12 protein-coding genes are annotated in these 14,911 nt (G+C 66.0%); all 12 read right to left on the bottom strand.

Annotated elements, in window-relative coordinates:
• Positions 1-64 precede the first annotated feature (64 nt).
• Positions 65-1,387: an ABC transporter substrate-binding protein gene (locus QZZ33_RS02140; RefSeq protein WP_291377829.1), complete on the bottom strand. Its 1,323-nt coding sequence runs from the start codon at positions 1,385-1,387 to the stop codon at positions 65-67.
• A 159-nt stretch (positions 1,388-1,546) separates the two neighbouring features.
• Entirely contained in the window at positions 1,547-2,584 is a 1,038-nt protein-coding gene (locus QZZ33_RS02135) for a LacI family DNA-binding transcriptional regulator (protein WP_291377828.1), read from the bottom strand.
• Between the two features lie 187 nt (positions 2,585-2,771).
• Positions 2,772-4,118: a transcription antitermination factor NusB gene (locus QZZ33_RS02130; protein WP_291377827.1), complete on the bottom strand. Its 1,347-nt coding sequence runs from the start codon at positions 4,116-4,118 to the stop codon at positions 2,772-2,774.
• Positions 4,115-5,047, bottom strand: a complete 933-nt coding sequence (gene fmt, locus QZZ33_RS02125) for a methionyl-tRNA formyltransferase (RefSeq protein WP_291377826.1) — start codon at positions 5,045-5,047, stop codon at positions 4,115-4,117. The genes QZZ33_RS02130 and fmt overlap by 4 nt, the downstream gene beginning before the upstream one ends.
• A 21-nt stretch (positions 5,048-5,068) precedes the next feature.
• Positions 5,069-6,970 carry a hypothetical protein gene (locus tag QZZ33_RS02120; protein ID WP_291377825.1) on the bottom strand — a complete coding sequence of 634 codons (1,902 nt, stop codon included), beginning with the start codon at positions 6,968-6,970 and terminating at the stop codon, positions 5,069-5,071.
• On the bottom strand, positions 6,970-8,145 hold the full coding sequence (metK, locus tag QZZ33_RS02115; protein WP_291377824.1) for a methionine adenosyltransferase: 1,176 nt from the start codon (positions 8,143-8,145) through the stop codon (positions 6,970-6,972). The genes QZZ33_RS02120 and metK overlap by 1 nt, the downstream gene beginning before the upstream one ends.
• Before the next feature lie 48 nt (positions 8,146-8,193).
• A complete protein-coding gene (gene coaBC, locus QZZ33_RS02110) occupies positions 8,194-9,426 on the bottom strand; it encodes a bifunctional phosphopantothenoylcysteine decarboxylase/phosphopantothenate--cysteine ligase CoaBC (RefSeq protein ID WP_291377823.1) in 1,233 nt (410 codons plus the stop codon).
• A 6-nt stretch (positions 9,427-9,432) separates the two neighbouring features.
• Complete coding sequence (gene rpoZ / locus QZZ33_RS02105) at positions 9,433-9,699, bottom strand: DNA-directed RNA polymerase subunit omega (protein ID WP_291377822.1); 267 nt, start codon at positions 9,697-9,699, stop codon at positions 9,433-9,435.
• A gap of 53 nt (positions 9,700-9,752) precedes the next feature.
• A complete protein-coding gene (gene gmk, locus QZZ33_RS02100; RefSeq protein WP_291377821.1) occupies positions 9,753-10,307 on the bottom strand; it encodes a guanylate kinase in 555 nt (184 codons plus the stop codon).
• Complete coding sequence (gene mihF, locus QZZ33_RS02095) at positions 10,304-10,618, bottom strand: integration host factor, actinobacterial type (protein WP_291377820.1); 315 nt, start codon at positions 10,616-10,618, stop codon at positions 10,304-10,306. The genes gmk and mihF overlap by 4 nt, the downstream gene beginning before the upstream one ends.
• 37 nt (positions 10,619-10,655) lie before the next feature.
• Positions 10,656-11,513, bottom strand: coding sequence for an orotidine-5'-phosphate decarboxylase (pyrF, locus tag QZZ33_RS02090; protein WP_291377819.1), 858 nt, complete (start codon positions 11,511-11,513; stop codon positions 10,656-10,658).
• 51 nt (positions 11,514-11,564) lie between these two features.
• A complete protein-coding gene (gene carB / locus QZZ33_RS02085; RefSeq protein ID WP_291377818.1) occupies positions 11,565-14,885 on the bottom strand; it encodes a carbamoyl-phosphate synthase large subunit in 3,321 nt (1,106 codons plus the stop codon).
• Positions 14,886-14,911: the final 26 nt, after the last annotated feature.

Raw genomic sequence — 14,911 nt, 5'->3', positions numbered from 1 at the left:
TCTCGAGCGGTCGGAGCCGTCCCGCTCCTCCGATGTAAGGAGGAGCGGGACGGCCCTGGTCGAACTAGCCGGCTACCTGAGCTCGGGCCGAGGCCCAACGCGAGTTCAGGTCATCGAAGATGTCCTGTTTGGACTCGTCCCTGGCGCCGCGCGCAGCGTCCACGATGCGTTGGCGGTAGTCGGGGGCCCACAGGCCGATCTCGCCCGCCTGATCGATGTCGTTCACGAGGCTTTCTTTGCCTTCGGGAGCGGGAGTGAGTTCGATGTACTGGACGTCGGCGGCTGCAAAGTCGGCCAACGTATCAGGCGTTGGACCGTCGATACGAGGAGCGATTCCTCCCTGGTCGGTGGCATAGCCGGACTCGTCCGCGAACCAGTCAATCCATGCCCTCGCAGCGGCCTTATTGTCCGAGTTCACATTGATCGCGTTCTTGTAGTCTCCCGAGATGACGGAGTGGAAAGCGCCATCGACCTGGACGGGAAACGGCAAGTACCCAATGTCGGCGGCGTCCGTCGCAGCGTCCTGCATCTGCACGATTGCCCACGAGCCAAGCGCCATCGTCGCGATGGTGCCGTCGCCGAGGTCACCCTTTGACTGTTCCCAGTTGGTGGTGGTCGGGTCCGGCTCGGTGAGTCCGGCAGCGACCGCGTCGTAGATGAGCGAATCGATCACGTAGTGATCGCTGCCCTCTGTCCATGGGGCGTCGGTCTCGGCGAGCTCGTTGACGCAGTTGGGGTTCGCAGTGATCTCACACCGGTTGGATTCCCACTGCGTGAGCGGCCACCCGTCGGCGTAGTTGGTGTATAGCGGAATTGCATCGGTGTTGTCCTTGATCATTTGCAATGCCGCGATGAACTCTTCTGGCGTGGTCGGCAGTTCGGACACACCGGCTTCGTCCCACACCCTCTTGTTGTAAACGAGCCCGCTCGCGTTGCCGGTGATGGCGATTCCGTACGACAGACCGTCGTAGTTCTGTTCGGTCGTAATGAACCGGTAGGTCTGTGACAGTTCCTCCACTGTTCCCAGCGGCTCAAAGAAGTCGGGAAGGTCGCTCGCCTTGACGGAGTTGGGGATCAGCAGGACGTCGCCGTAGTCGTCCGTGCTCATGCGGGTGGTCACTTCACCCTCGTAGTCGGTGATCGCTTCAAACGTGACGTTGACGCCTGGATAGAGCTCTTCGAACTGCGTCTTGTAGTCGGCGAATATCGTGTCGACGATGTCGGTGCGTTGGGTCAGCACGGTGATGTCACCGGTGATTTCCGACGCTTGGCCGCCCGTGGAGTCGGGCGCTGGGGTGTTGGTCCCGTCGTCGCTGCCACTGCAGCCAGCGATCGCGAGAGTGAGTCCGGTCATTGCCGCCATGGCGGTGACTGTGCGAATCCTCATTGATCTTCCTCTGTTACGTGCTCGACGCCCGCAGCGACGCTGCGGCGGGTCGCGAGTGCGACACTCAGGACTTTAACGATTAAGACGGTCCTGGTCAATCGATTAAGTCTTGGGAGGTTGATCGTTGCCGAATTGTGACTTGCGAGCGGGAGGCGCTTCCTACGGGCGTGCTTGCGCGAGACTGCCGCGCTCCACCAGCTGTGCGGAGTCGGCGCGCACCGACACCGCCTCGCCGTGCTGAATCAGATGAAGAAGCACGGTGGCGGCACTTGCGCCGTACGACGGCACATCCCGTCTCAACGCGCTCAGCGGCGGCTCCGAAATCTCACACAAGGGAGAGTCGTCCCACGCCAGGATCGAAAGATCGTCGGGCACCCTCAGGCCAGCGGACCGCGCCACCCGCAAGCCGGCGAGCGCCGTTACGTCATTGTCGAACACGATCGCGGTGGGAGGTTCAGGGAGAGAGAGCAGATCTTCGCACGCTTGCGTTCCTGCGGCGAGGCTGTAGTCCGTGTTGATTTCGCCCAGCATCGCCATTCCGCGCTCATGGCACTCTCGCCTCATCGCCTCGCTACGCACACGGGTATGCGCAAACTGCGCGGGCCCGGCGACGTGCGCGATGCGTGTATGACCCAATCGAGACAGTCTTTCGACAGCCGCCTGCGCGGCGTGGGCGTCGTCGCTCCACACCGTAGTGGCACCATTCGCATAGGCGGGATCCCCCACGACCACTGCAGGAAGGCCAATGCCGGCAAGCAAGGCAAGACGCTCGTCATCGACCTTCAGGTCGGTCAGAATGATCCCGTCGACCCGACGTGCTGACCACCAGTTGCGGTAGGTGGCCAACTCCTGCTCCTTACGAGCAGTCACCTGAAGCATGAGCGCGAAGCCGTGCTCTGATAGCACTTGCTCGATTCCGGCGATGAACGCCATGAAGAACGGTTCCACGCCAAGATCCGACGGTTCCCTGGCAATCACCAAGCCAATGGCCGACGCCGCCCCACCCCGCAACGCACGAGCGGCGTTGCTCGGAACCCAGCCAATCTCTTCTGCAATAGCGATGATGCGCGCTCGCGTCTCATCCGAAACGCCTGGACGGCCATTGAGAGCGTACGAGACCGCGCCAGACGAGACTCCTGACCTCGACGCGATCTCGGCAATCGTTGGACGCCGCCCATGTCTTGCGGGCGCTGTCACCGTGGTTCCTCCACTACTCGGTAAGAATCTCCCCCGTTCCATCTCCACCACCCTAGCGGCCCGGCGGTCCACTCTTGGGCGTTTGCGACCGCAAACTCAAACGCTTTGGTCGGGCCACGCGACTTTCCACCCACGCCCCGCCCCTCGAGTTTGCGGAACCCCTCCCCACGCCCCCGCTCCCCGGGGTCTAGGCATGAACCAATAGCGCCAGATACATCGAGTCAGTGCCGTGGACGTGCGTCCACATCTGTACATCTGGTCCGGTGCCCCACGCGTCGTTCTCGGTGCCGGTCACCTCCGCGACCGCCGCGCGAGCGTCAAGCAGCTGCAGTCCGGACGCGGCGACGATGTCCGTGGTCTCTGCCACCACTGGCGAACACGTGACGTACGCGATGACGCCACCAGGTGCGAGGATCTCTGCCGCGTGGCCCACCAGCGCGGCCTGGAGCGAGGTGAGCTCGCCGAGAACCTCGGCTGAACGCCGCCACCGCGATTCCGGGCGCCGTCTCAAGGCGCCGATTCCGGTGCAGGGGGCATCGATCAGGATGCGGTCGTACGGTCCGCCGTTCCACGTGGTCGAGTCGCCGGTGAAGACATCCACAGTGCCGCCGGGCAGGGCGCGCACGTTCTGCTCCACCAGGCGCACGCGATGCTCGTGTAGCTCGACCGCGTCGAGATGTGCGCCGCGACCCGCCGCCAGCGCGCCAAGCAGCGCCGTCTTGCCACCAGGGCCAGCACACGCGTCGAGCCAGCGCTCCCCCGCCGTGAAGGCCCTGGCACGCTCCGAAGCCAGCGCGGCAGCGACCACCTGGCTGCCCTCGTCCTGCACTCCCGCAAGTCCGGCCTCGACGTCGGCGATCCCACGCGGTGAGCCACCGTGGAGGGCGACCCCATACGGCGACAGAGTGGTCCGATCTCCCCCTGTCGCTTGAGCCAATGCATCGCGGTCGGTCAGCCCTGGCCGCGCCGCGAGTGTGACGGCGGCCGGCACGTTGTGGGCCGCCAGGAGCGACTCGATCTCGCCTGAACGGCCCCTCGCGGCAAGTGATCGTTCCAGCTCAGCGACGATCCACTCCGGATGAGAGTGCCTCGTGGCCACCGCAGCCCGGCCATTTCCCGATGCCACCACAGCGAGCCACGCCTCACGGTCCCTCTCCACGATCCTGCGCATGACCGCGTTGACGAGCCCGCTGGCTCGGCCGGCCCCGGAATCCTTCGCAAGGTCGACCGTCTCTGATACCGCCGCGTGCGGTGCGGTGCTCATCGACAGGGCCTGGTGGGCCCCGAGCCACAGGATCGCCCGCACGGGCACCTCAAGCGAGTCTGGCCTGCGGTTCGCGGCGTGGGCGATGACCGCGTCATAGAGTCCGCTCATCCGGAGCGTGCCATATGCCAACTCCGTCGCAAACGCCGCCTCCCGTCCGCCTAGCCGCGCCTGGCGGAGGATTGCGGGCATCACCAAGTTTGCGTAGGCGCCGTCGACCTCGACGGCGAGCACGCAGTCGAGAGCGGCGCGCCGCGCAGGGTCGTTCATGCCTCGCCCAATTGCGCCGATTCGCCCCACCGGGCTCCTCGCCACCAATCGCTCGCGTCCATCGCGCTCTTGCCTGCTGGCTGGATCCAACTCAGCCTCACTGGAGAGGTTCCGGTGCCTACGGTGACGCCGTCGCCGTCGCCTCGCAGTAGGCCAGGGGTCGTCCCCGGCCCGTCTTCGAGCGTCACCGGACCCACCTTGGCCGTGGACCCGTCGGGAAGCGTCGTCCATGCGCCAGGAGCCGGTGTGCACGCCCTGATGGCGCGGTCGACAACGAGGGCGGGCAAGTCCCACCTGATTGAGGCGTCCTCGCGGGTGAGTTTGGCCGCATGGCTTACGCCGTCTTCCGTCTGTGGCATCGGCGCCGCGTACCCCCCGTCGAGCGCCTCGAGAGAGTCCTTGAGAAGCGGTGCGCCCACCTCGGCCAGCCGCGCCAGGAGGTCACCAGCGGTATCCGTGGGGCGGATGCGTTCGGTCGCTTGGCCAATCACGGGGCCCGTGTCCAGGCCCGCCTCGATCAGGAACGTCGAGGCGCCCGTGACATCGTCTCCGGCCTGAATGGCCCTCTGCACTGGCGCCGCGCCGCGCCATGCGGGCAACACCGAGAAGTGGAGATTCACCCAGCCGAGCCGCGTCGCCTCGAGCAGCGCAGGGCGCAGGATCTGCCCGTAGGCAACGACGGCTGCGGCGTCGGCTTCGAGCGAGCGCACATGGTCAACAAACGCAGGGTCGGAGGCCTTCTCTGGCGTCGCCACCGCGAGACCCAGTTCTTGAGCCCTCACCTTCACTGGGCTGGGGTGGAGTGCACGTCCCCGCTTGCCGCGCGCGTCTGGCTGAGTCACGACGAGCACGATCTGGTGGCCCGCGTCCACGAGCGCTTGAAGGGAGGGCAGCGCGACGTCTGGCGTTCCGGCAAAGATGAGGCGCATGGGCTCCATCGTAGGTGCCCGCTAGCTACCAGGCACCGCATCTACTCGCACGAACAGGGGCGCCGCGGAGACTGCGGAGCGTTCGACGGCGATGGCCCGCGCGACCGAGACCACGCCCGGCATCGCCCCCCTACTGGCGAGCACCCAGGCGCCCTCGGCATCGCGAGAGAGGTCGAAGGTCAGGTTTTCTGCCGCCGCAGCGAAAGCGTCGATCGCCTCAGGGGGTCCTTCCAGACGCGCGGCCCTGCGGTGCGGCGGTAGGCCGAGTTGCTGGCGTTGTGCCAGGTCCCCAGCGCCAATGTCCCAGCCGTCCCACGTCACCAGGGCTCGCCGCACCGACTCTGGGAGATCGCCCACCACGCTGACGACGCCGCCTGCGGAGCGGGGCGCCACGAGCGCAGCCGCGTTCATCCATCGCCTCACGGTCGCGTGCTCTGCGCCGAGACCCTCGCCCACGTTGATCCGTGCTCCCACGATGGCAAGGTGTCCGTAGCCTCCCGCCACCGCTGGCAGCGCCGCGGGCGTCGCGACCACGAACCCTGAGCTGACGGTCCCGTCAGCGACGGTGCCCGTTCCGGAGGAAGACACCACTACGGTCGTGTCGGCAGCCATGCGTCCCACCTGGGCCGCGAGCCGCTCCACCCCAAGACCAGCGGGCGTCAGCCGGTAGCCGCTGCACTCGGGGCAGTGCCACTGCGGCGCCTCCCTTTCGCACTCTCGACACCGTGGCACTCCTTCACCAGAGGCGCGCTGCAGGTCTCCGCCGCATTCGGCGCACTCCGCCCACTGTGCGCACCGTGCACACCTGAGTCCGCTTGCGTAGCCGGTCTGCGGCACCAAGATGGCGGCGACGCGTTCGCGAGCCGAGTCAACGAGCGATCCCCACACCGAGCCGGGCATCCAGTGACGACCCTGGCCCCCCTCGCGTTCCCTGCGTTCTGGCCCCACCACGTCCACGCGCGGCAGCGCGTCCCGTTCTTGCACGGTGCCCACTCGCTTGGCAAAGCCGTGCTCCACCAACGCGACCGCATCGGCCGACAAGGCGTAACCCCCCACTAGGAGCGATGCCCCCGTCTCTTGCGCTCGCATGGCGGCCACTGTCCGGGCATGCGGATAGGGCGCTCGGGGCTCGGCAAAGGTGGTCGACCCCTCGTCCCACACGCACATGGCCTTGAGACTGGGCACGGGTTGCCAAGCGGAGGACCTGGTGCCGATGACGAGCCTGGCGACCCCTCGCATCGCCGCGACATACGAGCCAAACCGAACCGAGGGTCCCTCGTCGGCGTCCAGCAGTGCGAAGTCCCCTCCCGACCGCGCGGTCCAGCGGCGTAAGCCCGACGCGACGGCACCTTCCGCCACAGCGTGAGCTGCGCGGGCGTCAGGAACGACGACGACGGCCGAGCCGCCATCCGCGATCGCGGCGAGCGCCCAACCCAGGACCGTCTCCACCGGTATCGGTGCAGACAGAGCGGGCGGCGCGACCCAGACGGCTCGGCTCCCGGCCACCTTTGGCAGTCCTTCGGCAGCCGCGCGCTCCGCCAGCACCGCAACCAACCCCAGGTCCAGGCCTGAGACGGTCATGCCTTCCCAGTCGAGTTTCTCCACGGAGGCCACACGCGCGGGTGCCATGAGCCGCAACACGTCCCACAACGACCCCCCGTAGCGACGCGCAATCGCCCCGGCAAGATCAAGCGCCTCTTGGGTGAACGAAGGTATGGCGCTCGCCGACTTGATCGACTTGAGAGCGTGAGGAGACTCCTCCTCGGACATGCCGACCACCACGGCGGAACTCAGACGGCCCGCAAAAGGAACGCGCACCCGGCTCCCCACGCCCACCCTGCCCTCGAGCGACTCGCCGATCGCGTAGTCGAAGGGCCTGTCCAGGTGCGGCAGCGGGCTGTCGACGACGACCCGCGCTAACACTAGACCGCCGCGGCGAGAGCGTCGGCGCGGTCCGTGCGCTCCCACGTGAAGTCTGGCAACTCTCGCCCAAAGTGGCCGTAGCTTGCGGTGGCGCGGAAGATCGGCCGGCGCAAGTCAAGCTGTGCGATGAGGGCCGAGGGGCGCAAGTCGAACACCTCGCGCACCGCCCTCACGATGCGGTCGGGGTCGACCGTGTGGGTGTCGAAGGTCTCGACATACAAGCCAACGGGCGAGGCTGTACCAATCGCATAGGCGACCTGCAGTTCGCAACGCTCCGCGAGACCGGCGGCAACGATGTTCTTGGCCACCCATCTCATGGCGTACGCGGCCGAGCGATCCACCTTCGAGGGATCCTTGCCTGAGAATGCGCCACCCCCGTGGCGCGCCATTCCGCCGTACGTGTCGACGATGATTTTGCGCCCGGTCAGTCCCGCGTCGCCCATGGGGCCGCCGATTTCGAACCGACCAGTGGGGTTGATGAGCGAGCGATGTCCGGAGGCATCCAGTTGATACCGGGCGAGCACGGGGCCGATGACTTCAGCCTCGACTGCCTCCCTGAGGGCGTCAATTTGGGCTCCCTCTCGGTGCTGTGTGGACACCACGACGGTGTCGACAGAGACGGGAACGTCGCCGTCGTATCCGATGGTGACCTGAGCCTTGCCGTCTGGGCGCAGGCCCTCGATGATCTCTTCCTTACGCACCTTCGCCAGCCGCGCGGTGAGCGCGTGAGCGATCGCGATGGGCAGCGGCATCAACTCTGCGGTGTCCTTGCAGGCATAGCCGAACATGAGGCCTTGGTCGCCCGCGCCCAACTCAGTGCGGTCGGTGTCGGTCGCGTTCCCTACGCCTAGCCAGATGTCGGGACTCTGCTCGCCAATGGACACGGACACGCCGCAAGAGTCGGCGTCGAAACCCACGCGCGAGGAGGTGTAGCCGATATCCCTGACCACCCGACGGATCGTCGAGGGGATATCCACGTACGCCTCCGTCGTCACCTCGCCTGCGACGTGGACGAGACCAGTGGTCACCATCGTCTCTACCGCGACTCGCGACTTGGGGTCCTGGCGCAGCATCTCGTCCAGGATGGCGTCTGAGACCTGGTCACACACCTTGTCCGGGTGTCCCTCGGTCACGGACTCGGACGTAAACAGGCGCAGCGACATGGCGTTCAGCATACTTGTCACATCCGACATTCGGGCCGTGCTGCGAGACGCCGTCGACTGCTAGCGCTTCAGGCGCGCCACCGCCTGATCGAGCACCAGGTGGGCGACCGCCAACTTGGACCCCGAGCCCGTGGCAACAACGTCACCGGCCCCGTCCAGAATCGTGACGGAGTTGGGGACATTGCCGAATCCGACTGTCTCGCCCACGGCGTTCAGTACCAGCAGGTCAGCACCCTTTTGCAGCGCCTTGGCACGGCCGTACTCCAAGACGCTGCCCGCGTCGTCGCCCGTCTCTGCGGCGAACCCGACGACCACCTGGCCGGGCCTCTTCGAGGTGACGAGTGACGCGAGGATGTCTTCCGTCTCCACCAACTCGAGTGTGAGCGCCTTGCCGTCCTTCTTGATCTTGGTGGTACTGGCCGAGGCGGGACGGTAGTCCGCCACCGCGGCGGCCATGATGACCACGTCGGCGTCGCCAGCGATGCCACCCATGGCATCGGCTAACTGCGCGGAGGTCTCCACATCGATGCGTGCGATGCCCTCCCCCAACGGCAGCACGACGTTGGCGGCCACCACGGTGACGTCCGCGCCGCGCTCCCTGGCGGCCTCCGCCAACGCAAAGCCCTGATGGCCGGAAGATCGATTGCCGAGGAAGCGGACGGCGTCAACCGGTTCCCTTGTTCCGCCTGCCGAGATCACGATGCGGCAACCACCAAGGTCTCCCCAGCCGTGTTCCGCCGGGTTGGAGGCGCCGACATCGAGTTGAGAGCTCTGTGCGATGGCGTACAGCGCTGCCACCAGGTCCTCTGGCTCGGGAAGCCTGCCAGGGCCGGAGTCGGAACCGGTGAGGCGGCCCGATGCTGGCTCGATCACGTGAACACCGCGCGCCAGCAGAGTGGCGACGTTTGCCGTGGTGGCGGGGTGGCGCCACATCTCGGTGTGCATCGCCGGAGCCACGACAACGGGGGCATGGGTGGCCAGCAGGGCGTTGCCGAGCAAGTCGCGAGCCTCGCCAGACACCATCGACGCCAGGAAATCGGCAGTGGCAGGGGCCACCAGGACGATGTCGGCGCGTTGCCCGAGCGAGATGTGTTCGACAGAGGGCACGTTCTCGAAGGTGTCCGACCGGGCGGGCTCGCCCGTCAGCGCCTCCCACGTGGCGCGGCCCACAAATTTGAGGGAGGCCTCTGTGGGCACCACCCGAACGGAGTGGCCGTCCTCCTTGAGGCGGCGTGCCACCAAGGCAACCTTGTACGCCGCAATGCCGCCGGTAACGCCCAGCAGCACCCGCATCGCGGGCTAGACCTCGGTCTCGCCGAGCACGAGAAGGCTGCCGTTGTTGATCTCACGCAGAGCGACCGAGAGCGGCTTGTCGGTGGAGTCGGCCTCAACCAGCGGGCCAACGTTCTCAAAGTGGCCCTCGCCAAGCGCCTCGTAGTACGCATTGATCTGGCGGGCACGCTTGGAGCTGTAGATCACGAGCGCGTACTTCGAGTCGACCTTTGCAAGCAACTCGTCGATGGGCGGGTTCGTGATGCCCTCGGGGTGTGCAACGGTTCCAGACAACGTCAATCCTCTCCTCGCTCGCGCCTGCCTGAAGGCAGACAGCGCTATCTATCCTAGCCTGCCCCGGCCACGATCGACTGCAGCTCAGCCACGGCGTAGTCCAACCGGTCGTTCACGAGCGTCACATCGAACTCGCTTGCGGCCGCCAACTCCTCGCGGGCAGTGGCCAAACGCCGCTCCCTTTCCTCATTGTCCTCGGTGCCGCGAATCTCGAGGCGTTCGACGAGCGCCTCGAACGATGGCGGCGCCACGAACACGAAGAGTGCCTCCGGCATGGCCTCCTTGACCTGCCTCGCGCCTTGCAAATCGATCTCCAACACCACCGGGATGTCGCGCGCCAGCCGCTCCTCCACTGCGGCCCTTGGGGTTCCGTAACGGTGGGTGCCGTGAACCACCGCCCACTCCAGTAGCTGGCCGCGCTCGGCCATTCTGCTGAACTCGTCCGGCGTCACAAAGAAGTAGTGCACGCCGTCGCGTTCCGTTGGCCGCGCTGGCCGCGTCGTCGCCGAGACCGATACCCATACGTCCGGCATCCGCTCTTTGAGCGCTGTGACCAAGGTGCCCTTGCCCACTGCAGAGGGACCGGCCACGACGACGAGTCGGCTCATCCGCGCTCGCGCGCCACCAGGGCGTCGACTTGGTGGCTCCCCAGCCCGCGCACGCGGCGAGCAGGCGAGATACCGATGTCCTCCATCACGCCGGAGGCTCGTTTGGGGCCGATGCCGGGAAGGCACTGCAACAGGTCGTGCACTCGAATGCCGGCGAGGGCTTCATCTGCCTTCGCGCGGGCAATCGCGACGCTGAGTGTCATCTGACCTTGGGACAGGTTCTCCTTGAAGACGCGGCGCGCGCTGCGCACCGCCGTAGCCTTGACGAGCGCCTGTGCGCGTTGCTCGTCACTGAGTTCCGGTGTAGCCATGCGACCTCCTTATTGAAACGCCGTGGGACTCGCGGCGTTACTCGCCTGCCTCCACCGTGCCCAGAGCGTACTGGGCTGCACCGGCGGCGGCCTGAATGGCGCCTCTTAGCTTTTCCACAAATGGTCCAGCCATCAAAATTCCCCGTGATTGACTGACGAGCACACGCGATCGGACTGGCCCGAACACGTCGGCCACCTCAGCGGGACTGGCGCCTTGCGCACCAACCCCAGGGGACAAAAGCGGTCCGTTGACAGCGGCAAGATCGATGCCGAGTCTGCGCACGGCGTCGCCAACGGTGGCTCCCACCACCAAACCGATGGAACCCATCGGGGTGGCGCCTGCGTTCATTTCGGCGGCACCTTCTGCGATCGCCCGCGCCACGGAGATTCCGTTCGCGTCCGTCGCGTGTTGCACGGATGCGCCCTCCGGGTTTGAGGTGAGCGCCAGCACGAAGATGCCTTTCCCCGTGTGTTCCGCTAGGTCGAAGGCGGGCCGAAGAGAACCGAAGCCCAGGTAGGGGGACACCGTGATGGCGTCGGCTTCGAGCGGGACGCCTGCGGCGAGATACGCGTCGGCGTAGCCCTCCATCGTCGACCCGATGTCTCCGCGCTTCACGTCAAGAATCGTCAGAATGTCCAGTTCCTTGGCGCGCCCCAGAGTGTGCTCCAGTGCGGCTACTCCCCTGGCTCCGTGGCGCTCAAAGAACGCAGCATTTGGCTTCACGGCGGCGACGGACCTCACCGACGCCTCGAGCACCGCATCAGAGAAGGCCACGAGCGACTCTGCGGTGTCGGTCAGTCCCCATCGCGCAAGGAGCTCCGGGTGGGGGTCAATCCCCACGCACAGGGGTCCCCACTGCTGAATGGCCGCATCGAGCCTGGCGCCGAATGCCATGGGACCTCCGTTCCTTGCATCGCCGTCCTTGGTCATGTAATACGAGCCACTCTACCTGGGCGTTCTCGTCGGCGCTAAGGAGCGCGCCACATCCTGCAAACTCATCACTTCGAATCGGCCTCCTTGAAGGGCCTCGATGGCCTGCACTGCGGCCGCCAGTTGCTGGGTGGTGGTGATGATCGCCACGTCACCGGCCGTAGCAGCCGCCCGGATCTCGTATCCGTCCGCGCGAGCTCCCTCGCCAGACGGGGTGTTGACCACCATCGCAATCTTCCCGTCGTTGATCAGGTCGACAATGGTCGGCTCGCCGTGAGGTCCCCTGCCTTGAGACTTCTTGCGCACCACTTCTGAGGGGATGCCGTGGCGCAACAGCACCCGGCGCGTTCCCTCTGTGGCAAGAATCGTGAAGCCCAGTTGGTGCAGGCGCGCCACAGGAAAGGTGATCGCGCGCTTGTCGCGGTCGGCCATCGAGACGAAGACGGTGCCGGACATGGGCAGACCACCAATCGCGCCAGCCTGGGACTTCGCAAAAGCAAGCGGGAAGGTCTTGTCAAAGCCCATCACTTCGCCGGTCGACCGCATCTCCGGCCCGAGCACGGAGTCGACGGCCAAGCCCTCGTGTGTACGGAAGCGCTTGAAGGGCAGCACCGCCTCCTTCACGGCAATCCGTGCGTGGTCGTTGTAGACGCTCGCATCGAGTTCAGGCAGCAGTCCCTCCGCCTTCAGTTCGGCGATGGTGGCGCCCAACATGACGCGTGCGGCCGCCTTGGCGATCGGGACGCCGGTGGCTTTGGCAACGAACGGGACGGTGCGCGAGGCCCTGGGGTTCGCTTCGAGCACGTACAGGACGTCGCTGGCGAGGGCGAACTGCACGTTCATGAGTCCGCGGACGCCGATGCCTCGCGCGAGGGCTTCCGTTGACACCCGAATGCGGTCCAGGTCCGCCGACGACAGGGTGACGGGAGGAAGCACGCACGCAGAGTCACCCGAGTGGATCCCCGCCTCCTCGATGTGCTCCATGACTCCACCCAAGAACATCTGCTCGCCGTCGAACAGGGCGTCCACGTCAATCTCAATGGCGTCATCGAGAAACTTGTCAATGAGCAGCGGCGCGTCCGTGACGTGGTCGCCCACGTCAGCCATGCGGGTGCCGTAGTCCAAAAGTTGCTCGCGCGAGTAGACGATCTCCATGCCGCGCCCGCCCAAGACGTAGGACGGCCTCACGAGCACAGGGAATCCGATCCGCTCCGCAATTTCAACGGCCTCGTCGATGCCGTGCGCCGTGCCGTACTGGGGCGCTGGCAGTCCTGCCGTTTCGAGCACGACGCCAAACTCGCGGCGGTCCTCCGCCTTGTCGATCGCTTCGGGCGAGGTCCCCAGGATGGGTACACCAGCGTCTGCGAGCCGCTGAGCGAGGCTGAGCGGGGTTTGGCCGCCCAATTGCACCAGCATGCCCTTGATGGGACCTGCGGCCCTCTCCGCCTCGTACACCGCCATCACGTCCTCGAACGTGAGTGGCTCGAAATAGAGGCGATCGGACGTGTCATAGTCCGTCGACACCGTCTCAGGGTTGCAATTGATCATGATGGTCTCGTACGTGTCCTTGAGCGTGAGCGCCGCGTGCACGCACGAGTAGTCGAACTCGATTCCCTGGCCGATGCGGTTGGGGCCGGATCCAAGGATGAGGACGGCCTCGCGCTCGCGGGGCTGCACCTCGTTCTCGTCGTCGTATGAGCTGTAGTGGTATGGCGTGTGCGCCTCGAACTCTGCGGCACACGTATCTACCGTCTTGAACACGGGCAGCACCCCGGCAGAGACCCTTGCCGCGGCGACGGCGGACTCGTCGATGTGCCGCAGTTTCGCCAGTTGGACGTCAGAGAAGCCGTGGCTCTTGGCGCGGCGCAGTATCTCGCCGTCGAGACGCGGAGCGCCCGTCACCTCGAGCGCAATCTCATTCATGAGCAAAATCTGATCGAGGAACCACGGGTCGATTCCCGTCGCCTCGAACACGCGGTCGAGCACCGCTGGGTCGTCGATCGCCGCCCGCAGGGCCTGTTGCACCTGAATCAGCCGTTGCTCCGTGGGGATAGCGCACTGCGCGAGCAACGCGTCGAGGGTGTCGCCAGTGGGAGGCTCGCCTTCCCAGTGAAACACCAGTCCCTTCTTGTCGATCGACCGCATCGCCTTGCCGAGCGCCTCTGTGAAGTTGCGGCCGATGCTCATGGCCTCCCCCACCGACTTCATGGTGGTCGTGAGCACCGGGTCCGCCGCAGGGAACTTCTCGAAGGCAAAGCGCGGCACCTTCACGACGACGTAGTCGAGGGTCGGCTCGAAGCTTGCGGGCGTGGAACCCGTGATGTCATTGGGGATCTCGTCGAGCGTGTACCCGATGGCCAACCGGGCGGCAATCTTCGCGATCGGGAAGCCTGTCGCCTTCGAAGCGAGCGCCGATGAACGCGACACGCGCGGGTTCATCTCGATCACGATGATGCGCCCCGTGTCCGGCTGCACCGCGAACTGGATGTTGCAGCCGCCGGTGTCGACGCCGACTTCGCGGATCACAGCAATGCCCACGTCGCGGAGCTTCTGGTACTCGCGGTCCGTGAGGGTGAGCGCGGGGGCCACCGTCACCGAGTCTCCTGTGTGCACGCCAACGGGATCGACATTCTCGATCGAACAGACCACCACGACGTTGTCGTGCTTGTCGCGCATGAGCTCGAGCTCGTATTCCTTCCACCCGAGGATCGACTCCTCGAGCAACACCTCTGTCGACGGTGAGTAGTGCAGGCCAGCGCCCCCGATGCGACGCAGGTCCTCCTCGTCGTAGGCGAAGCCCGAGCCCAGGCCGCCCATCGTGAAGGAGGGGCGCACCACGACGGGGTACTTGAGGTCCTCCGCAGCCGCGATCAGCTCGTCCATCGTGTGACAGATGTGCGAGCGGGCGCTCTCCGCACCGCAACGCTCCACCACTCCCTTGAAGAGTTCGCGGTTCTCCCCAAGGTTGATGGCCTCGAGGTTGGCGCCAATGAGTTCGACGTTGTAGCGGTCGAGGATCCCCGCCTCCGCGGCCGAAATGGCCGCGTTGAGCGCCGTCTGGCCGCCAAGCGTCGGCAGTAGCGCGTCGGGGCGTTCCTTTTCGATGATCCGCTCGATGACCTCTGTGGTGATCGGCTCGACGTACGTGGCGTCGGCGAACTCAGGGTCCGTCATGATCGTGGCGGGGTTCGAGTTGAGCAACACGACGCGCAGCCCCTCCGCCTTCAGCACCCGGCACGCCTGAGTCCCCGAGTAGTCAAACTCGCAGGCTTGGCCGATGACGATCGGGCCGGAGCCGATCACCATCACGGTGTGGATATCGTCGCGGCGGGGCACTAGCGGGTCCCTTCCAAGGTGCGTCG

The organism is Demequina sp., from assembly GCF_016278775.1.
Classification (GTDB): Bacteria; Actinomycetota; Actinomycetes; order Actinomycetales; family Demequinaceae; genus Demequina.
This window is presented reverse-complemented; position numbering and strand designations above follow the sequence as displayed.